The 18,938-nt window shown below is 73.8% G+C and carries 19 protein-coding genes; 16 read left to right on the plus strand and 3 right to left on the minus strand.

Going from position 1 to position 18,938, the window contains the following annotated elements; translation table 11 throughout:
* Positions 1-135: 135 nt before the first annotated feature.
* The 4 genes from mfd to PVK37_RS10950 all read left to right on the plus strand — a co-directional run bounded on the left by mfd (position 136) and on the right by PVK37_RS10950 (position 7,436).
* The gene (gene mfd / locus PVK37_RS10935; RefSeq protein ID WP_275033736.1) at positions 136-3,810 is read left to right on the plus strand and encodes a transcription-repair coupling factor; all 3,675 of its coding nucleotides are present in this window, start codon (positions 136-138) and stop codon (positions 3,808-3,810) included.
* A 144-nt stretch (positions 3,811-3,954) separates the two neighbouring features.
* Positions 3,955-4,698: a hypothetical protein gene (locus PVK37_RS10940; protein WP_275033737.1), complete on the plus strand. Its 744-nt coding sequence runs from the start codon at positions 3,955-3,957 to the stop codon at positions 4,696-4,698.
* A gap of 23 nt (positions 4,699-4,721) precedes the next feature.
* Positions 4,722-5,708 (plus strand): nucleoside triphosphate pyrophosphohydrolase, encoded by a 987-nt coding sequence (locus PVK37_RS10945; protein WP_275033738.1) that lies wholly within the window; start codon positions 4,722-4,724, stop codon positions 5,706-5,708.
* Between the two features lie 108 nt (positions 5,709-5,816).
* Positions 5,817-7,436 carry a DUF885 domain-containing protein gene (locus PVK37_RS10950; protein ID WP_275033739.1) on the plus strand — a complete coding sequence of 540 codons (1,620 nt, stop codon included), beginning with the start codon at positions 5,817-5,819 and terminating at the stop codon, positions 7,434-7,436.
* A gap of 89 nt (positions 7,437-7,525) precedes the next feature.
* On the opposite strand, the gene PVK37_RS10955 is transcribed toward PVK37_RS10950, so the two are convergent.
* A complete protein-coding gene (locus tag PVK37_RS10955) occupies positions 7,526-8,221 on the minus strand; it encodes a hypothetical protein (protein WP_275033740.1) in 696 nt (231 codons plus the stop codon).
* A gap of 221 nt (positions 8,222-8,442) precedes the next feature.
* Here PVK37_RS10955 and eno point away from each other — a divergent pair, with 221 nt between their 5' ends.
* From eno to PVK37_RS10980, 5 genes are all read left to right on the plus strand, one after another.
* The gene (eno, locus tag PVK37_RS10960) at positions 8,443-9,726 is read left to right on the plus strand and encodes a phosphopyruvate hydratase (protein ID WP_275033741.1); all 1,284 of its coding nucleotides are present in this window, start codon (positions 8,443-8,445) and stop codon (positions 9,724-9,726) included.
* A 33-nt stretch (positions 9,727-9,759) separates the two neighbouring features.
* The gene (locus PVK37_RS10965) at positions 9,760-10,401 is read left to right on the plus strand and encodes an FtsB family cell division protein (RefSeq protein ID WP_275033742.1); all 642 of its coding nucleotides are present in this window, start codon (positions 9,760-9,762) and stop codon (positions 10,399-10,401) included.
* A 31-nt stretch (positions 10,402-10,432) separates the two neighbouring features.
* On the plus strand, positions 10,433-10,990 hold the full coding sequence (locus PVK37_RS10970; protein ID WP_275033743.1) for a DUF501 domain-containing protein: 558 nt from the start codon (positions 10,433-10,435) through the stop codon (positions 10,988-10,990).
* A complete protein-coding gene (locus PVK37_RS10975) occupies positions 10,987-11,499 on the plus strand; it encodes an amino-acid N-acetyltransferase (protein WP_275033745.1) in 513 nt (170 codons plus the stop codon). Before PVK37_RS10970 ends, PVK37_RS10975 begins: the two co-directional genes overlap by 4 nt.
* Positions 11,500-11,655: 156 nt before the next feature.
* Complete coding sequence (locus tag PVK37_RS10980) at positions 11,656-12,597, plus strand: Ppx/GppA phosphatase family protein (protein WP_275035079.1); 942 nt, start codon at positions 11,656-11,658, stop codon at positions 12,595-12,597.
* Between the two features lie 21 nt (positions 12,598-12,618).
* Here PVK37_RS10980 and PVK37_RS10985 read toward each other — a convergent pair whose 3' ends face one another.
* The gene (locus tag PVK37_RS10985; RefSeq protein ID WP_275033746.1) at positions 12,619-12,825 is read right to left on the minus strand and encodes a DUF397 domain-containing protein; all 207 of its coding nucleotides are present in this window, start codon (positions 12,823-12,825) and stop codon (positions 12,619-12,621) included.
* Positions 12,816-13,601, minus strand: a complete 786-nt coding sequence (locus PVK37_RS10990) for a helix-turn-helix domain-containing protein (RefSeq protein ID WP_275033747.1) — start codon at positions 13,599-13,601, stop codon at positions 12,816-12,818. The genes PVK37_RS10985 and PVK37_RS10990 overlap by 10 nt, the downstream gene beginning before the upstream one ends.
* Positions 13,602-13,835: 234 nt before the next feature.
* Here PVK37_RS10990 and PVK37_RS10995 point away from each other — a divergent pair, with 234 nt between their 5' ends.
* From PVK37_RS10995 to PVK37_RS11025, 7 genes are all read left to right on the plus strand, one after another.
* Positions 13,836-14,168 carry a PadR family transcriptional regulator gene (locus PVK37_RS10995; RefSeq protein ID WP_275033748.1) on the plus strand — a complete coding sequence of 111 codons (333 nt, stop codon included), beginning with the start codon at positions 13,836-13,838 and terminating at the stop codon, positions 14,166-14,168.
* Complete coding sequence (locus PVK37_RS11000) at positions 14,165-15,208, plus strand: HAAS signaling domain-containing protein (RefSeq protein WP_275033749.1); 1,044 nt, start codon at positions 14,165-14,167, stop codon at positions 15,206-15,208. The genes PVK37_RS10995 and PVK37_RS11000 overlap by 4 nt, the downstream gene beginning before the upstream one ends.
* A 97-nt stretch (positions 15,209-15,305) precedes the next feature.
* Positions 15,306-16,037, plus strand: a complete 732-nt coding sequence (locus PVK37_RS11005) for an LppU/SCO3897 family protein (RefSeq protein WP_275033751.1) — start codon at positions 15,306-15,308, stop codon at positions 16,035-16,037.
* A gap of 141 nt (positions 16,038-16,178) precedes the next feature.
* The gene (locus PVK37_RS11010; protein WP_275033752.1) at positions 16,179-16,865 is read left to right on the plus strand and encodes a dienelactone hydrolase family protein; all 687 of its coding nucleotides are present in this window, start codon (positions 16,179-16,181) and stop codon (positions 16,863-16,865) included.
* A 19-nt stretch (positions 16,866-16,884) separates the two neighbouring features.
* Positions 16,885-17,598 (plus strand): uracil-DNA glycosylase, encoded by a 714-nt coding sequence (locus tag PVK37_RS11015; RefSeq protein ID WP_275035081.1) that lies wholly within the window; start codon positions 16,885-16,887, stop codon positions 17,596-17,598.
* Between the two features lie 20 nt (positions 17,599-17,618).
* On the plus strand, positions 17,619-18,356 hold the full coding sequence (locus PVK37_RS11020; RefSeq protein WP_275033754.1) for a DUF4129 domain-containing protein: 738 nt from the start codon (positions 17,619-17,621) through the stop codon (positions 18,354-18,356).
* Positions 18,353-18,937, plus strand: coding sequence for a hypothetical protein (locus PVK37_RS11025; protein ID WP_275033755.1), 585 nt, complete (start codon positions 18,353-18,355; stop codon positions 18,935-18,937). Before PVK37_RS11020 ends, PVK37_RS11025 begins: the two co-directional genes overlap by 4 nt.
* Position 18,938 lies beyond the last annotated feature (1 nt).

Here is an 18,938-nt window from a genome sequence, read left to right on the forward strand (position 1 = left end):
ATTGTCCCCCGGGCGCGATAGGCTGGCAGCCGAGCACCCCCGTCCGGCCGGACGCGGGGCCTGCCTGCGTGTGCCCGGTCGTCCCACCGGGGGAACCACCGCGCGCCGACCGGCGACCCTCCTGGAAGTGATCACATGCTCACCGGAATCTTCTCCGCCGCCCTGGCCGACCCCGGGCTGACCCGGGCCCGTGACCTGGCGCGCTCCGGTGCCGCACAGGTCGACGGGCTCGACCTGACCGCCCCGGCGGCACTGCGTCCGTTCGCGGTCGCCGCCGTCGCCGCCGACACCACGGCCGGCGGTGCGGGCCGCCCGGTGCTCGCCGTCACCGCCACCACCCGCGAGGCCGACGACCTGGCCGCCGCGCTGGGCAGCCTGCTCCCGCCCGGGCAGGTGGCGGTCTTCCCGTCCTGGGAGACGCTGCCGCACGAGCGGCTCTCGCCCCGCTCCGACACCGTGGGCCGGCGGCTGGCCGTGCTGCGTCGGCTGGCCCACCCGGACGCGGTGGACACCCACGGCCGCAGCGGGCCGCTGCGGGTGGTGGTCGCGCCGGTACGGTCGCTGCTGCAACCGCAGCTCAAGGGGCTCGGCGACCTGGAGCCGGTGCAGCTCGCCCCCGGCGGCGAGGCGGACCTGGAGGGCGTCGCCCGCCGGCTGACCGACCTGGCGTACGCGCGGGTCGACCTGGTCACCAAGCGGGGCGAGTTCGCGGTACGCGGCGGCATCCTCGACGTGTTCCCGCCGACCGACGAGCACCCGTCCCGGGTCGAGTTCTGGGGCGACGAGGTGGAGGAGATCCGTACCTTCGCCGTCGCCGACCAGCGCACCATCGAGGCGGCCCCCCGGCTGTGGGCGCCGCCGTGCCGGGAACTGCTGCTCACCCCGGGGGTACGTCGGCGGGCCGCCGCGCTGGCCGCCGAGCACCCGGAGCTGGCCGAGATCCTCGACAAACTGGCCGAGGGCATCCCGGTAGAGGGGATGGAGTCGCTCGCCCCGGTGCTGGTCGGCCCGGAGTCGATGGAGCTGCTGCTGCACACCATGCCGGCCGGCACCCACGTGCTGCTGTGCGACCCGGAGCGGATCCGCACCCGGGCGCACGACCTGGTCCGTACCTCGGACGAGTTCCTCCAGGCGAGCTGGGCGGCGGCGGCCGTGGGCGGCCGGGCCCCGGTCGACGTCGGGGCCGCCGCCTTCAGGACGCTGGCCGAGGTACGCGCCGCCGCCGGCACGCTGCGCCAGCCGTGGTGGACGCTGTCGCCGTTCGGCCTGGTCGAGGCCGAGAGGGGCGTACCGCAGCGGCAGCCCTGGGAGGACGAGCCGACCAGGGCCGACGTCACCCCGGACGACGCGATCGCGGTGACCCTGACCGCCCAGCCGGCCCCGCTGTACCACGGCGAGACCCCGCGGCTGGTGGACGACCTGAAGCGCTGGGCCGGTGACGGCTGGGCGGTGGCGCTGGTCTTCGAGGGGCACGGTCCCGCCCAGCGGGCCGTCGAGGTGCTCCGCGACGCCGGCCTGGGCGCCCGGCTGGTGGACGAGGTCCCGGCCGCCCCGACGCCGGGCGAGTTGCTGGTGAGCTGCGGCGCGCTGACCCAGGGGTTCGTCGACGAGGCGTCCCGGTTCGTGCTGCTCACCGGCAACGACGTCACCGGCGGTCGGGGCACCTCCACCCGGGACATGCGCAAGCTGCCCAGCCGGCGGCGCAACACCATCGACCCGCTGGAGCTGAAGGCCGGCGACCACGTCGTGCACGAGCAGCACGGCATCGGCCGGTACGTGGAGCTGGTGCAGCGCACCGTCAACGGCGCGTCCCGGGAGTACCTGGTCATCGAGTACGCCCCCAGCAAGCGCGGCCAGCCCGGTGACCGGCTGTTCGTCCCCACCGACCAGCTCGACCAGCTCTCCCGGTACGTGGGCGGGGAGCAGCCGGCGCTGCACAAGATGGGCGGCGCGGACTGGCAGAAGTCCAAGGCACGGGCCCGCAAGGCGGTCAAGGAGATCGCCGCCCAGCTCATCCAGCTCTACGCCGCCCGGAAGGCGTCGAAGGGGCACGCGTTCGCCCCGGACACCCCCTGGCAGCGGGAGCTGGAGGACGCCTTCCCCTGGCAGGAGACCCCCGATCAGCTCGCCGCGATCGAGGAGGTCAAGCGGGACATGGAGCAGACCGTCCCGATGGACCGGCTGATCTGCGGTGACGTCGGGTACGGCAAGACCGAGATCGCGGTCCGGGCGGCGTTCAAGGCGGTGCAGGACGGCAAGCAGGTGGCCGTGCTGGTGCCGACGACGCTGCTGGCCCAGCAGCACTACAACACGTTCGCCGAGCGGATGAGCCAGTTCCCGATCGAGATCCGGCAGCTGTCCCGGTTCCAGACGGCGAAGGAGGCCGAGCGGACCCTGGAGATGGTCGCCGAGGGCACCGTCGACATCGTCATCGGCACCCACCGGCTGCTGGCGGCGTCGACCCGGTTCAAGTCGCTCGGCATGGTGATCGTGGACGAGGAGCAGCGGTTCGGCGTCGAACACAAGGAGCACCTGAAGAGCCTGCGCGCCTCGGTGGACGTGCTGAGCATGTCGGCCACCCCGATCCCGCGCACCCTGGAGATGGCGATCACCGGTATCCGGGAGATGTCCACCATCGCCACCCCGCCGGAGGAGCGGCACCCGGTGCTGACCTTCGTCGGGGCGTACGACGAGCGGCAGGTGGCCGCGTCGATCCACCGTGAGCTGCTCCGCGACGGTCAGGTCTTCTACCTGCACAACCGGGTCGAGTCGATCGACAGGACGGCGCGGAAGATCCGGGAGATGGTGCCGGAGGCGCGGGTCGCCGTGGCGCACGGGCAGATGGGCGAGGACGCCCTGGAGAAGGTCATGGTCGGCTTCTGGGAGAAGGAGTTCGACGTCCTGGTCTGCACCACGATCGTGGAGTCGGGCATCGACATCCCGAACGCGAACACGCTGATCGTGGAGCGGGCCGACCTGCTCGGGCTGGCCCAGCTGCACCAGATCCGGGGCCGGGTCGGCCGGGGCCGGGAGCGGGCGTACGCGTACTTCCTCTACCCGCCGGAGAAGCCGCTCACCGAGCACGCGCACGAGCGGCTGGCCACCATCGCCCAGCACACCGAGCTGGGCGCGGGCATGTACGTGGCGATGAAGGACCTGGAGATCCGGGGGGCCGGCAACCTGCTCGGCGGTGAGCAGTCCGGGCACATCGAAGGCGTCGGTTTCGACCTTTACGTCCGGATGGTCGGTGAGGCGGTGCAGCAGTTCAAGGGCGAGCGCCCCGAGGAGGAGACCGACGTCAAGATCGACCTCCCGGTGGACGCGCACCTGCCGCACGACTACGTCGGCGTGGAGCGGCTGCGCCTGGAGATGTACCGCAAGCTCGCCGAGGCCCGCGACGAGCAGCGGCTGCGCGAGGTGGTCGCCGAGATGACCGACCGGTACGGCGAACCCCCCGCCCCGGTGCAGAACCTGGTCGCGGTGGCCCGGTTCCGCCTGCTGGCCCGCCGCTACGGCCTGACCGACGTGTCGATGCAGGGCAAGCACCTGCGGTTCAGCCCACTGCCGCTGCCCGACTCCAAGCAGTTGCGGCTCAAGCGCTACCACCCCGACTCGGTCTACAAGCAGGCCCTGGACCAGGTCAGCGTCCCCCGGCCGAGCACCCGCCGGATCGGCGGCGAGCCGCTGCGCGACCAGGCCCTGCTGGACTGGTGCGCCCAACTCCTGTCCGACGTCCTCGGCCCCCCCACCCCACCCCCCGCCACCGGCCCGGCCCCCTCTGCCGCCGGCTCCGCCGGCCCGGCGCGTTGATCATGAAGTTGGTTGCGGCGACACGCGGGCGGGGTGGCAACAACTTCATGATCAACGGTGGTGGCGGAGGAGGATCGCGGGGGCGGGGGAGCACAGCGGGGGCTGGGGAGCAGGCAGCGTGCGGGGCGTGAGAGAGTGACCGTCATGCGTGCTCGCCGTCTTGTCGCCGTCGCCAGCGTGGCGGTCGGCCTCGTCGCCCTCTCCGGTTGCCGTTCCGAGCCCGGCGTCGCCGCCTACGTCGGCGACCAGCGGATCACCGAGGACGCGGTCACCCGCATCCTGGACGAGCTGCGGGACGACGCCACCAGCGCCCCGGCCGAGGCCCAGCCCGGCCAGCCGGATCAGCCTGGTCAGCCCGGTCAGCCGAGCGGCGCGCCCGCCGAGCGTCCGCTGCCCGCCCGCAGCCAGGTGGTCAGCACCCTGGTCCTCGGCGAGGTGTGCCAGCGGCTCTCCGCCGAGAAGGGCTACCGCCCGCAGAACCAGGTGCCGGTCGAGCAGGTCAGCCAGCAGCTCGGCTACCCGACCGACGCGGTGTACCCGCAGCGCGTCGCGGAGCTGTACACCTGCCTGTCCGGCGTGCCGGCCGGCGAGCCGGTGGCACCGACCGAGCAGGAGATGACCGACCTGGTCGAAGCCGGCAAGAAGGCCGGGGCGATCCCGGCCGAGGTGACCGTCGAGCAGGCGGCGACCCAGCTCGACGGGCAGCAGCTCCGCAGCGCCCTGGCCACCCGCAACGCGCTCGCCGAGGCGGTCAAGGGGTACGACGTCACGGTCAACCCGCGCTACCGTCCGCTGGCCTTCCCGGTGCTCAGCTTCACCGGCGACGTGGCGGCGGTGAGCGTCCCACTGGGCGAGGCCGGGTCCGACGCGGTGACCGACGCCGCCTGACCGGGTCCGCCAGGGTTCACCGGATGAGCGCGCGGATCGTACTGCTGGTCACCTCGCCCCGGCTGCCGGCCGGGTTGCTGACGGCTGCGGCCTGGGACGTGGTCCGCGCGCATCCGGTGCTGGCCGGCGCGGAGAGCGCGCTCAGCGCGGCGGTCCGGTCGGCGGGCGGCCGGGTCACCCTGGTCGACGGGCCGGCGACGCAGCCGCTGCTGGACGCGGTGGCCGCTGCCGGCACGGTGGTCTGGCTGGCCGCGCCGGCCGGTGACCAGGCGCTCGCCCGGGAGCTGGGGCTGCGGCTGGCCCGCGAGCCGGGCCTGGCCGAGCTGGAGCTGATGTACGGCTCGTGGGATCCGCCCGGGGCCCGGCTGCTGGACGCGGTCGAGGTGATGGACCGGCTCGCCTCGCCGGGCGGTGACCCGTGGAAGCGCGCGCAGACCCACCGCAGCCTCTCCGGGTTCCTGCTGGAGGAGTGCTACGAGGCGTACGACGCGATCGTCGCGGGGGACACCGACGCGCTCCGTGAGGAACTGGGCGACGTGCTGCTCCAGGTGGTGCTGCACGCCCGGCTCGCCGAGGAACTGCCCGACGGCGAGCGGTGGAGCATCGACGACGTGGCCGGTGGTCTGGTCGACAAGATGGTCCGGCGCAACCCGCACGTCTTCGCCGGGGCCGAGGCGGGCACCCTGGAGGAGATCACCGCCAACTGGGAGCGGATCAAGCGGGCCGAGAAGGCCCGGGACTCGGTGCTGGACGGCATCGCGTTCAGCCAGCCCGCGCTGGCCCTGGCCGCCAAGATCCTGGAACGTGCCGGCCGGGTCGGGCTGGCGGTGCCGCCGCCGGTGCCCGGGGACGACGCCGACCCGGAGTCCCGCCTCGGCGCGGAGCTGCTGCGTACCGTCGCCGAGGCCCGCGCCGCCGGCCTCGACCCGGAGGCGGCCCTGCGCCGCGCCACCCTGGCCCACGCCGACACCATCCGCGCCGCCGAGGGCCCAGCCGCTCCGGCGCGCTGACCGGGGACGCGCCGGTCGGAACCCGCTGACCGGGGATGCGGCTCCGGTCCGTCCGGTTGCTGGCGATCGGGCGAACCGGGGTGGTGGTGGGGCGGCTAGGGTCGGGGGATGTCGAGCTTCATCGAGCGGGCTGAGCGGATCGTCGAGGCGTTACTGGAGAGCCGGCCGGGGCTGGCGTCGTCGGCGGGGGACCACCGGTACGACGACCGGCTGCCCGACTGGTCCACCGACGCGGTGGCCGCCGACCGGGCGATGCTGCGGGAGGCCGCGCACGCGCTCGCCGAGGTCGACGCGGACTCCCTCCCGGTCGACGAGTCGGTGGACCACGCCCTGCTCAGCACCCTGGTCGACCGGGAGCTGTTCGAGTCGACCGAGATCCGCGCGTACGAGTGGGACCCGCTGCGCCACAACCCGGGCATGCTGCTGCACGCGCTGCTGTCCCGCCCGTACGCCCCGGCCGAGATGCGGCTGGAGGCGCTGGCCGGTCGGCTGTCCGTCGTACCGGACGCGCTGGCGACCGCGCGGGCGACGCTGCGGGACGTGCCGCGGATCCACGCCGAGACGGCGGTCGGGCAGTTCCTCGGCACGGCGGCGCTGGTCCGGAACCAGGTGCCGGCCCTGCTGGCGCAGGCCCCGGCGCTGCGGGGCCGGGTCGAGCCGGCAGCCGACGCGGCGGCCGCCGCGCTGACCGGGTTCGCCGACTGGCTGCGGGCCGGGTTGGCGGCCGACGCCGGCCCGGGGCGGGACCCCCGGCTCGGGCGGCGCCGCTGGGAGGCGCGGCTGTGGTACACCCTGGACACCGAGCTGCCCGCCGCCGAGGTGCTGCGGCGGGCCTGGGCCAACCTGGAGCGGGTCACCGAGGAGATCCGCGCGGCGGCCGTCGAGCTGGTCGGTGGCCCGGCCGACGACGAGACGGTACGCCGGGCACTGGACCTGCTCGCCGCCGAGCACCCGGACGACCACACCATCGTCGACCTGGCCTCGGTCACCCTGGACGAGGCGACCGACTTCGTCCGGGTGCACGACCTGGTCTCGCTGGTCGACGATCCGCTGGTGATCCAGGAGATGCCCGAGTTCGCCCGGGGCGTGGCGGTGGCGTACTGCGATTCGCCCGGCGCGCTGGAGACGGCGGACGTGCCGACCTTCTACTGCATCGCGCCGACCCCGGCGGACTGGCCGGCGCACCGGAGGGAGTCCTTCTACCGCGAGTACAACGACCACATGATCCGGAACCTGACCGTGCACGAGGCGATGCCGGGGCACTTCCTCCAGCTCGCCCACGCCCGGCGGTACGTCGGCGGCACCCGGGTCCGGGCGATCGCCCGATCCGGTCCGTTCGTGGAGGGCTGGGCGGTCCACGCGGAGGAGGTCATGGTCCGGGCCGGCTTCGGTGGCCTGCCGGTGCGGTTGCAGCAGCTCAAGATGCAGCTCCGGATGACCATCAACGCGCTGCTGGACCAGTTGACCCACTGCGAGGACCTGCCCGAGGCCGAGGCGATGGCGCTGATGACCGGCCGGGGCTTCCAGGAGGAGGGCGAGGCGGCCGGCAAGTGGCGGCGGGCGCTGCTCACCTCGACCCAGCTCTCCACGTACTTCGTCGGTTACGCCGAGATCGCCGAGATCGCGGCGGCCCGTCCGGCCGGGGTGTCGGCGCGGCAGTGGCACGACGCGATGCTCGCCCACGACTGCCCGCCGCCGCGCCACCTGCGCACCCTGCTGGGGGTGTGAGCGGGCCGGGCCGCCGGGGGTGAGGGCGAGGGCCGACCCGCCGGAGGCGGGCGGGGCGGCCCGTCGGGGTGTGCGGGGCGGGCCGGGGTTCAGCCCTTCGCCGAGGGGCGGCGGTCGACGATGCCGGCACCGGCCGGCAGCTCGAAGTCGCCCCCGTCGACGGACTGCCGGATGCTGCTCAGGGCCAGCTCGGTCGGCTTGCCGTCGAGCTGACCGGTGAAGCTGCCGAGCACACCTTCGACGGTCACGCAGGCGGTGAACGGGGACACCTCGGCCGAGCTGACCGCCACGCAGCTGGCGGGGCGACCGGCCAGGCTGGTGTCGCTCTGCTCGATCACCGCGTCCGGGTCGAGGGCGGCGGAGGTCAGCAGGCTCATCACCACCGGCGGGGTGACCATGCCCTGCTTCCCGGCCTCCGTGAAGACGGCCACCGACGGCCGGTTGGAGGGCACGGGCGGCAGGTCGACGGTGCACACCGGCTTACCGGTGGTCCGGCAGGTGGCGATGGACTCGGTGCTGACGCTGATCTTGCCGCCGGGGTACGTGTAGGCGGTGCGGACCGGGTCGCGGGACTGGGCGATCGACACCGACTGGCCGTCGGGGAGTTGGTACTCGGCGGAGTAGGTCAACTCGTGTGCGCTGTCCAGTCGGGCGGCGAGGTCGTTGACCAGATCGCCCCGTCCGATCACCCGGCCGGTGTCCTCCACGGCCTGACATCCGGTTACGGTGAGCGACGCGACGACCGCGGCGGCGAACACGCGAATAACAGTCGAGACGGCGGGCATGATGCTCAGCCTTGCCGATCGGGTCCACCCATCGCAAACCGGTTGCCGGTTGAGGGGCGAGAATCCGGGAATGTCCGTCCGGACCGCCCCCCGGGGCGGCTACCGGGTGACGCCGTGCGCTCGACCGTGGCCGGATACGCTGCGTTCGCATGATCTGCTCAGCCGCACGGTCGCGGCCCGGTCGGACCGGACACTGATACACGAACACGAGGAGCGACTCAGTGGCAACCATCGAGGTAATCGTCGCCCGGGAGATTCTCGACTCGCGGGGCAACCCGACGGTCGAGGTCGAGGTCGGGCTGGACGACGGCACGGTGGGCCGCGCCGCGGTGCCCTCCGGCGCCTCCACCGGTGCCTTCGAGGCGATCGAGCTGCGCGACGGTGACGCCGACCGCTACCTGGGCAAGGGCGTCGAGAAGGCGGTCGCCAACATCGAGGACCGGATCGTCGACCAGCTCGTCGGGTACGAGGCCAGCGAGCAGCGGCTGATCGACCAGAAGATGCTCGACATCGACGGCACCGACAGCCGGTCCGAGCTGGGTGCCAACGCCATCCTCGGGGTCTCGCTGGCGGTGGCGAAGGCGGCGGCCAACAGCGTCGGGCTGAGCCTGTTCCGGTACCTGGGCGGCCCGAACGCGCACCTGCTGCCGGTGCCGATGATGAACATCCTCAACGGTGGGGCGCACGCCGACTCCAACGTCGACATCCAGGAGTTCATGATCGCCCCGATCGGCGCGCCGAGCTACCGGGAGGCGCTCCGCTCGGGCGCGGAGGTCTACCAGGCGCTCAAGTCGGTGCTGCGGAAGCAGGGCCTGGCCACCGGTCTCGGTGACGAGGGCGGCTTCGCGCCGGACCTGCCGACCAACGCCGCCGCGCTGGACCTGATCGCCGAGGCGGTCGGCAAGGCCGGGTACCGGCTGGGCACGGACATCGTCTTCGCCCTCGACGTGGCCGCCACCGAGTTCTTCGACAACGGCACCTACACCTTCGAGGGCAGCACGAAGAGCCCCGAGGAGATGAGCGAGTACTACACCAAGCTCGCCGACGACTACCCGATCGTGTCGTTCGAGGACCCGCTGGCCGAGGACGACTGGAGCGGCTGGAGCACGCTGACCGCCTCGATCGGCGACCGGGTCCAGATCGTCGGCGACGACCTGTTCGTCACCAACCCGCAGCGCATCGCCCGGGGCATCGCCGAGCGGTCCGCGAACGCGGTGCTGGTCAAGGTCAACCAGATCGGTTCGCTCACCGAGACCCTGGACGCGGTGGACCTGGCCCACCGGGCCGGCTTCCGCTGCATGATGAGCCACCGCTCCGGCGAGACCGAGGACACCACCATCGCCGACCTGGCGGTCGCCACCGGCTGTGGTCAGCTCAAGGCCGGTGCGCCGGCCCGGTCCGACCGGGTCGCCAAGTACAACCAGCTGCTGCGGATCGAGGAGGAGCTGGCGGACGCGGCGCGGTACGCCGGGGCGGGTGCCTTCCCGCGCTACCGTTCCGCCTGACGGGCGCGTGAGCGCCGGGGGAGGGGTGTGACGATGCCGCAGCCGCGCCGCACACCGAGCGGGCAGCGTCCCGCCCGCCGACCGGGGGTGCCCGGCCGGCCGGGCGGGTCCCGGGCCCGCGGCACCGGCCGGGACGGTGGCGTCCGGGCCGAGTCACGCAGCGCCGGTCGCGCGGCCGGCGTCGGTCGGGCCGGTGACGGGGTACGTTCCGCGAGCCGGCCGGCCGCGGCCCGACGTACCGCCGCCGGTGGCACGGTCAAACGGCTCTCCGCGCCCCATCCGCGGCGGTTCACCGGGCGGGCCACCGTGCTGTTCGCGGTGCTCATCGCGCTCGCCCTCGGCTACACGTACCCGGTCCGGGTCTACCTCGACCAGCAGGCCGACATCGAGCGGATGGAGGCCGCCCAGGCGGCCCAGCGGGAGTTCATCGAGGAACTGTCGGTCGAGGCGGCCAAGTGGCAGGACCCGGCGTACATCGAGACCCAGGCCCGCGAGCGGTTCTTCATGGGACGCCCCGGCGAGACGCTGGTGGTGGTGCTGAAGCCGCAGGGCACGGAGACCGGGGGTGGCACCCCGGGTCCGGCCGGCGCCCAGCGACCACGTACCGACGACCCGTGGTACGACACCCTCTGGTCGAGCATCGAGGCGGCCAACGGCGAGCGCCCCGACAAGTGAGCAATCCCCCGGACGAAAGCTGAGCAGCACTGTGACTGTCGTACCCCCGCCGGACCCGGCGGCGGATTCCGTACCCCCGCCGAAGCGTGAGCCGGCCACCGGGGCCGACCTGGCGGCGGTGGCCGCCCAGCTCGGCCGGACGCCCCGGGGCACCCGGGCGGTGGCCCACCGCTGCCCGTGCGGCCTGCCCGACGTGGTGGAGACCACGCCCCGGCTGGCCGACGGCACCCCGTTCCCGACGCTGTTCTACCTGACCTGCCCGCGGGCCACGGCGGCGTGCAGCCGGCTGGAGTCGGCCGGGCTGATGCGGGAGATGGCCGACCGGCTGGCCGCCGACCCGGAGCTGGCCGCCCGTTACCGGGCCGCGCACGAGGACTACCTGGCCCGGCGGGACGCGATCGGCGAGGTGCCGGAGATCGCGGGCATCTCCGCCGGTGGGATGCCGGGCCGGGTGAAGTGCCTGCACGTGCACCTGGGGCACGCGTTGGGCGCGGGGCCGGGGGTCAACCCGTTCGGCGACGAGACCCTGGCCCTGGTGGAGCGGTGGTGGGCCGCCGGGCCCTGCGTGGACGTGCCGGCGGACGAGTGAGCGGCGACGGGTTCGTCGTCCGGCGGGCGCGCACCTCGGACGTCCGGGGGATCCGCCGGCTGGTCGACACGTACACCGACGACCGGCGGCTGCTCAGCAAGGCCACCGTCACCCTGTACGAGGACGTGCAGGAGTTCCGGGTCGCCGAGCGGGTGGCCGACGGCGCGGTGGTCGGCTGCGGGGCGCTGCACGTGATGTGGGAGGACCTGGCCGAGATCCGTACGGTGGCCGTCGACCCGGCGTGCCGGGGCCGGCGGCTGGGCCACCGGATCGTCGCCGAGCTGATCGAGGGCGCACGGGAGCTGGGGCTGGCCCGGATCTTCGTGTTGACCTTCGAGACCCGCTTCTTCGGCTCGTTCGGCTTCGAGGCGATCGACGGCGCGCCGGTGCCGCAGCCGGTGTACGAGCAGCTCCTGCGCTCGTACGACGAGGGGGTCGCGGAGTTCCTCGACCTGGAGCGGGTCAAGCCGAACACCCTCGGCAACACCCGGATGCTGCTGCGCCTGTGACCCGCCGGGCCCACTGGCCGCCGGCAGCCCGGTGGGGCGGCGGGCCGGCAGCGCCGGTGGGGCGGCGGGTACGCGGGTTGCCGGCGGTCCGGGCTGGCGGGACGCCGGGCCGGCGGGGACGCCGGCTGCCGTAGGGTGGCTGCCGTGACGACGCGCGTGGCCGCCATCGACTGCGGCACCAACTCCATCCGGCTGCTGGTCGCCGATCTGCCGGACCGGTCCGCCGGTCCGGCCGCACCGCTGACCGACCTGGCCCGGCGGATGGAGATCGTCCGGCTCGGGCAGGGCGTGGACCGGACCGGTCGGCTCGCGCCGGAGGCGATCGAGCGGACCCGGGTGGCGCTGGCCGACTACGCCGCCGAGGTCACCCGGCTGGGCGCGACCCGGGTGCGGATGTGCGCCACCTCGGCCTCCCGGGACGCCTCGAACGCGGGGGAGTTCCGGGCCATGGTGGAGCGCACCCTCGGGGTCGGGCCGGAGGTGCTCACCGGTGACGAGGAGGCCCGGCTGTCGTTCACCGGCGCGGTCCGTGGCCTGCCGGCCGACGCCGAGCCGCCGTACCTGGTCGTCGACATCGGTGGCGGGTCCACCGAGTTCGTCGTCGGCACCCGGGACGGTGGGGTCGAGGCGGCGATCTCGGTGGACATCGGCTGCGTCCGGATGACCGAGCGGCACCTGCGCGGTGAGCCGCCCACGGCGGAGCAGGTCGCCGCTGCCGAGGCGGACATCGCCGCCGCGGTGGACCGGGCGTTGACCGTGGTGCCGGGCCGCAAGGCCGCCACCCTGGTCGGGCTCGCCGGTTCGGTCACCACCGTGGTCGCCATCGCCGAGGGCCTGACCGGGTACGACCCGGAGCGCATCCACCACGCCCGGGTGTCGTACGAGCGGGTTGCCGAGGTCACCGCCGATCTGCTGGCGAAGACCCCGGCCCAGCGGCTGGAGCACCCGGCGATGCACCCGGGCCGGGCCGACGTGATCGGGGCCGGCGCGCTGGTGCTCCGCGTGATCATGGAACGTGCCGGGATGTCCTCGTTCGTCGCCAGCGAGCACGACATCCTCGACGGCATCGCCTGGGGCCTCCAGCCGTCCGGAACCTGACCGGTCGGCCCGGTCGGTGGCTCAGGTCTGGTGGAAGATCCCGGTCCGGGTACCGGTGACGAAATCGGCCCAGACGGACGGGTCGAAGCTGAGCACCGGTCCGGTGCGGTCCTTGCTGTCGCGGACCAGTATCACGCCCGGCAGGTTGTCGGCCACCTCCACGCAGGAGGCCCCGCCGTTGTCGCTCCGGCTCGACTTGCGCCAGCGAGCGGCCACGGTCAGCTCCATGACTTGCATACCTCCTCGATGAGCGCGAGTGACTGCCGACGGGAGAGGGCCTCGGCCCGTACGCTCTCCCACCGGCGGTGCAGGGCGGCGATCTCCTCGGAACTGTCCAGCACCTGAGGCCGGACCGGGTTGTCCAGGTACGCCACCCAGCCCCCGTCCGGGTAACCGGCGAGAATGAAGGGCCCCGCCATGCCCGGGTACACGCCGACCTCGGTCGGCACCACGTGCAGGTGCACGTTCGGCCGGGCGGCCATCGCCATCAGATGGTCGAGTTGTTCCCGCATCACGTCGTACTGGTCGAGGACCGGCCGGCGCAGCACGCCCTCGTCGACGACCGCGACCAGCTGTGGGGGTTGGGGCCGGTCGAGCACCTGTTGGCGCTGCATCCGGGCGGCCACCCGGCGGTCGACCTCGTCCCGGGTGGCCAGGCCACCGCTGCCGAGCACCGCCCGCGCGTACCCCTCGGTCTGGAGCAGGCCGGGGAGGACGGACATCTCGAACCACCAGAGGCTGCTGGCCTCTTCCTCGACCTCCAGCCACGGCCGGAACCAGGCCGGCGCGGTCTCCAGGCTGACCAGGGGCAGGATCCGGCCGAGCAGGCCGCCGGTCTCCAGTACCTCGTCGACCCGCCGGACGAAGTCCAGGGAGGGTGTTCGTCGGCCGATCTCCACCATGCCCACCAGGGAACTGGAGTAGTTGATCCGTTTCGCCAGCTCCTCCTGACTCAGGCCCCGATCCGCCCTGACCCGGCGGAGTTCACCTGCGAGGAGGTCCATTGCTGACAGTCGGCTTTTCGCCATCGCGTCTCCTCACTGCACGCCACGCCCGCACCGCGTGACCGCCGTCGTGAACTTTCCGCCGATGACTTCCGAGAGTAGTCATCCGATAGGCGGAGAGTAAAGATTGAAGATCCTCACACCGTCCTCACAATGGCATGAATCGACCTTTCGCCCGAACTTCCGCCGTGCGGCGTTTGACGGTAGTCCGCATAGCGCAGTAGTGTGCGGCGCGTGGACACCACCCAGCTCCTGAAAGGCGTACTGGATCTCGCGGTCCTCGCCGTGCTCCGCGAGGAGGACGGCTACGGCTACGACATCCTGCGCCGGCTCCGCGCGGCCGGGTTGGAGGAGGTCGGGGACGCCTCCGTCTACGGCACGCTGCGCCGGCTCTTCGCCGCCGGCCTGCTGACCGCGTACGTCGTGCCCAGCGAGTCCGGCCCGCACCGGAAGTACTACTCGCTCAACGCGGCCGGCCGGGACCAGCTGGCCCGCTCCGGCAAGACCTGGCGCTCGTTCGCCACCACCATGGACGCACTGCTCGACGATCGGGGGACGGCGGCATGACCGTCATGGAGCAGGAGATCACCTGGTACGTCGAGCGGGTCCGGGCGGCCCTGGCCGACCTGCCCCCGGCGCAGCGGGACGAACTGACCGAGGACCTGCCGGAACACCTGGCCGAGGTGGCCGCCGAAGCCGGCGGGACCCTGGTCGACCGGCTCGGCGAGCCCGAGGCGTACGCGGCGGAGCTGCGCGCCGCCGCCGGTGCCCCGGTCACCGCCGGTCCCAACCTCGACCAGCGGGTCGCCGGCCTGGTGCTCGGCCTGCGCACCCGGCTGCGGTCGCTCGACGACCGGCTCGGCCCGCCACTCGGGTACGCCCGCGCGTCGGAGTACCTGCGGCTGCTCCGCCCGGCCTGGTGGCTGCTCCGGGCCTACCTGGCCGCCATGCTGGTGACCGTGCTCACCGGCAACGTCTTCGGGGTGCTGCCCAGCGTCGGGTCCAGCCGGATGGCCGGGCTGGTGCTGCTGGCCGGTTGCGTGGTCGCCTCGCTCTGGCTCGGCCGCAACGCCGGCCGGTTCGGCAAGTGGCCCCGGCGGGCGGTGCTCGCCGGCTCGCTGGGCCTGGTGCTGTTCGGGCTGATCGGGTTCGGCACCATCGAGGACCGGATGCGCTGGGGCGACTACGGCTACGACACCGTCTCGGTGAACGACCAGTACGCCAACATCCAGGACGTCTACGTCTACGACAGCGAGGGGCGGCTGCTGGAGAACGTCCGACTCTTCGACCAGAACGGCACCCCGATCCGGCTCGGCTGGCCGAACTGCCCCGAGTTCGACGACACGAAGGTCGACGACCCGCTGCGGCGCACGTACCCGTACTGCCCGTCCGGAGCGCCCTTCCACTTCGACCCGCCGGCCGCGACGGCGACCCTCGCCCCGCCCCCGCCCCCGGCCACCGCCGCCCCGGCCCCGTCCTCTGCCGCCCCCGCTCCGTCCTCTGCCGCTCCGGCTCCGGATCCGACCGTGACGTCCGCCCCGTCCTCTGCCGCCCCGGCCGCGCCGGTGCCGACGCCGAATCCGGTGGATCCCGTTCCGACCGATTGATCCGTCCACAAGGGACGGGCGTCACGTCCGGGGGGACAGCGGGAACGGTGGCCCGGGGCTACCGTTCTCGCTGTTGGACACCCCGGAAGGAAAACCCGTGAAAGACCAGGCCACGCCCCTCGGGTCGAGCGATACCCCAGCCACCATCGGGCGACCGGCCGACACCGGCACCGAGGCCGACCCGGAACGACCGGCCGACACCGCCGCCCCACGGACCACCGCCGACCCGGCGGACGACGCCCCGCCGGCCACCCCGGACCGGACGAACGCACCCGACCCGGCGGCCGCCACCCCGAAACCCGCCACCGACCCGGAGGCACCCGCCACCGACCCGGACGACGCCACCCCGGGAGCCGTCGCCAGCCCGGCGGACGCCGACCCGAAGGAACCCGTCACCGATCCGGCGACGGCCGACGAGCAGCCGGACGGGCGCGGCGGCTGGCACCCGCTGCTCCGGGTGCTGGTCACGCTCGGTGTGGTGGCCGTGCTGGTCGGGGCGCTGGTGGTGGTCGGGCTGCGGTACGACGTGGCGGGTCGGCTGCTGAACCCGGACCGGGCCGCCGGGGCGCGGATCGGCGACTGCCTGGCCGCCCTGCCCGACGTCGCCGACGGCGGCGAGCGGCGGTCCGCCGAGGCGCGTACCGTCTCCTGCTCCTCGTCCGAGGCGGCGTACGACGTGGTCGGGCGGGTGGACGGGCAGACCGAGGCGCAGGTACGCGAGGGCCGGCAGTGCGAGCCGTTCGTCGTCGCCGGTGGCACCTACTACACGTACAGCAGCATTCCGGACGGCGGGACCGGCTACCTGCTCTGCCTGGTGCCCCGGAGTTGACGCCAACCCGGCGAACCGGTTTGAACGGGAGGTGAACACCACTCTCCTCGCATCTTCCCCGGGCCGCGTGGCCCGTGGCACGCTACCGGCACGTAACAGCGCGACCAGCCAACGATGACTGACCGCTAGGAGGACGGGCCGATGGGCGAGATGGTGAGCTACCGGCGTGACGGTGCTTCGAGCAAGGGCTACCTCGCGATACCCTCCGACGGTGCGAGCGGTCCGGCGGTCATCGTCATCCAGGAACGCTGGGGCCTCGTCCCGCACATCACCGCCGTCGCCGACCGGTTCGCCGAGGCCGGTTTCGTCGCACTCGCCCCGGATCTGTACCACGGCGCGGCGACCGAGGACGCCGACGAGGCGAAGCGGCTGATGCTGGCGCTCCGGATGGACGAGGCGGCGGCCGAGATCGCCGCCGCCGCCGACTACCTCGCCGACCGTCCCGAGGTCGCCGGCAAGGTCGGCTGCGTCGGCTTCTGCGCCGGGGGCAGCCTGGCGCTGTGGTCGGCCACCATCTCCGACCGGATCGTCGCCACCGCCGGCTTCTACCCGATGCTGCCCTGGGAGAAGATGCGTCCCGAGTGGAGCGACTACGCCGGCAAGGCCGCCGTCATCCACTGCGCCGAGGCGGACGGCACCTCCGCCGCCGAGGGGGTGCAGACCGCCCGGCAGGCCATCGAGGCGGCCGGCGGCAGTTGCGTCCTGCACGACTACCCGGGCACCGCGCACTCGTTCTTCAACGACGACCGGCCGGAGTCGTTCGACCAGCGGGCCGCCGCCAGCGCCTGGGCCCGCACCCTCGAACTGTTCCGGGCGCGGCTTGGCTGAGTCCCGTACCCCCGACGAGGTGGTCGCCCGCGCCGCGCGGGCGACCGACCTGGCCGACCTCGACGGCGCGGTCGCCGACTGCTTCGCCTGCCCGCGCCTGGTCACCTGGCGCGAGGAGGTCGCCCGGACGAAGCGGGCGGCCTTCCGGGACCAGGAGTACTGGGGCCGACCGGTGCCCGGCTTCGGGGCCGCCGACGCGCGGATCGGCATCCTCGGGCTGGCCCCCGCCGCGCACGGCGGCAACCGCACCGGGCGGATCTTCACCGGGGACCGTTCCGGTGACGTGCTCTTCGCCGCGCTGCACCGGGCCGGCCTGGCGAACCAGCCGACCAGTGTCGCCGCCGACGACGGGCTGGCGCTGCGGGAGACCCGGATCTTCGCCGCCGTCCGGTGCGCGCCACCGGACAACAAACCCACCCCCGCCGAGCGGGACACCTGCGCGCCGTGGTTGCGCCGTGAACTAGAGTTGATCAAGCCGACCGTGCGGGTCGTGGTCGCGTTGGGGGCGTTCGCCTGGGCCGCCTGGTGGCCGACCATGCGGTCCGCGTACGGGGTCCGTCCGCCCAGCCCGCGACCGACGTTCGGCCATGGGGCACACTGGTCCGGCACGGGCGTACCGGTGCTGCTGGGCTGTTACCACGTCAGCCAGCAGAACACCTTCACCGGGCGGCTCACGCCGGGAATGCTGGACGAGGTGTTCGCCCGGGCGAAACAGGTGGCCGGGGTGGACTGACACACGCGCGGGGCGGTGGGATGGATTTCGGCGTGCTGCGCAGGTGGTGGCCGGTGCTGGCGGTGGTCGCACTGCTCGCCGGTGCCGCGTTCGCCGCCGCGCACTCCGCGCTCGGCGCGACCCGGATCCCGCCGGCCGCCGAGAGCGTCCCGTTCATCCCCGAGTACCCGTCCGCGCAGCCCTCCCCGTCGTACCCGGTGGAACCCCGGGACGCCGCCCGGGAGACCGAGGCCCGCATCCCCGGCTGGGTGTCCACCGCCGCCGCAGTCCTGCTGGGCGTGATCGCGCTGCTCGCCCTCGGGTACGCGCTCTGGACGGTGTTCCGGGGCGTGCTGCGCCGGACCAGCCGGCGTGCCCTGCCGGCCCGTCGGCCCCGGCCGTCCGCCGAGGGGACCGCCCGGGACGTGGTCGCCGCGCTCGACGCCGGTCTGATCGAGCTGGACGACCAGGCGTTGGACCCCCGTACCGTGGTGATCGCCTGCTGGGTCCGGCTGGAGCAGGCCGCCGCGACCGCCGGGGTGTCCCGCCGGGCCGGTGACACCCCCACCGACCTGGTCACCCGGCTGCTGCGCGGCGACGCCGACAGCGGCGTACCGGCGATCGTCAGCGCCGACGTGCTGGCCGAGTTCGCCCACGTCTACCGGGAGGCCCGGTACGCCACCCGCACCGTCGACGAGCGGATGCGCGACCAGGCCCGCGCGGCGCTGCGCCGGCTCCGCGCGGAGCTGACCGTCTTCGCCGACGAGGTGCCGGCGTGACCGAGCCCGCCGGAATCGACGACCTGCTCCGCTTCGCCGAAGAGGAGGACGCCCCGGGCCGTCCGGAGTCCCGCCGGGGCGGCTGGCTGCGCTGGCTGCTGCGCACCGTGCTGGTCACCGGCGCGGTCACCGCCGTGCTGGTGGCGGTGCTGCGCGCGGTCGGGTTCACCGTCTCGCTGCCGGTGCTGGTGGCCGGGGTGCTCGCCCTGCTCGGCGTCCGTACGGTAACCGGCCGGCTCGCCCCGCCGCCGCCGTCGCGCCGGCACACCCGGGTCTCCCGGGAGACCGGGCCACCGCCCACCCGGGACGCGCTGCGCACCGCCGTGAACGGTTGGGAACTCCCGCTGGGTTGGGCCACCAGCGACCCGGAGCGGTTCACCCGGGTCGTCCTGCCCCGGATCGCCGAACTGGCCGACGAGCGGCTGCGCCAGCGGCACGGCGTGACCCGTGAGGCCGACCCGGCCCGCGCCCGCACCCTGCTGGGTGACCGGCTCTGGGCGTTCCTCGCCGCCCCCGGCCGTCGCCCCCCGTCGCCGCGCGACCTCGCGGCGATCGTCGCCGAACTGGAGAAGATCTGTTGAC

It is taken from the genome of Micromonospora cathayae, assembly GCF_028993575.1.
Lineage (GTDB): Bacteria > Actinomycetota > Actinomycetes > Mycobacteriales > Micromonosporaceae > Micromonospora > Micromonospora cathayae.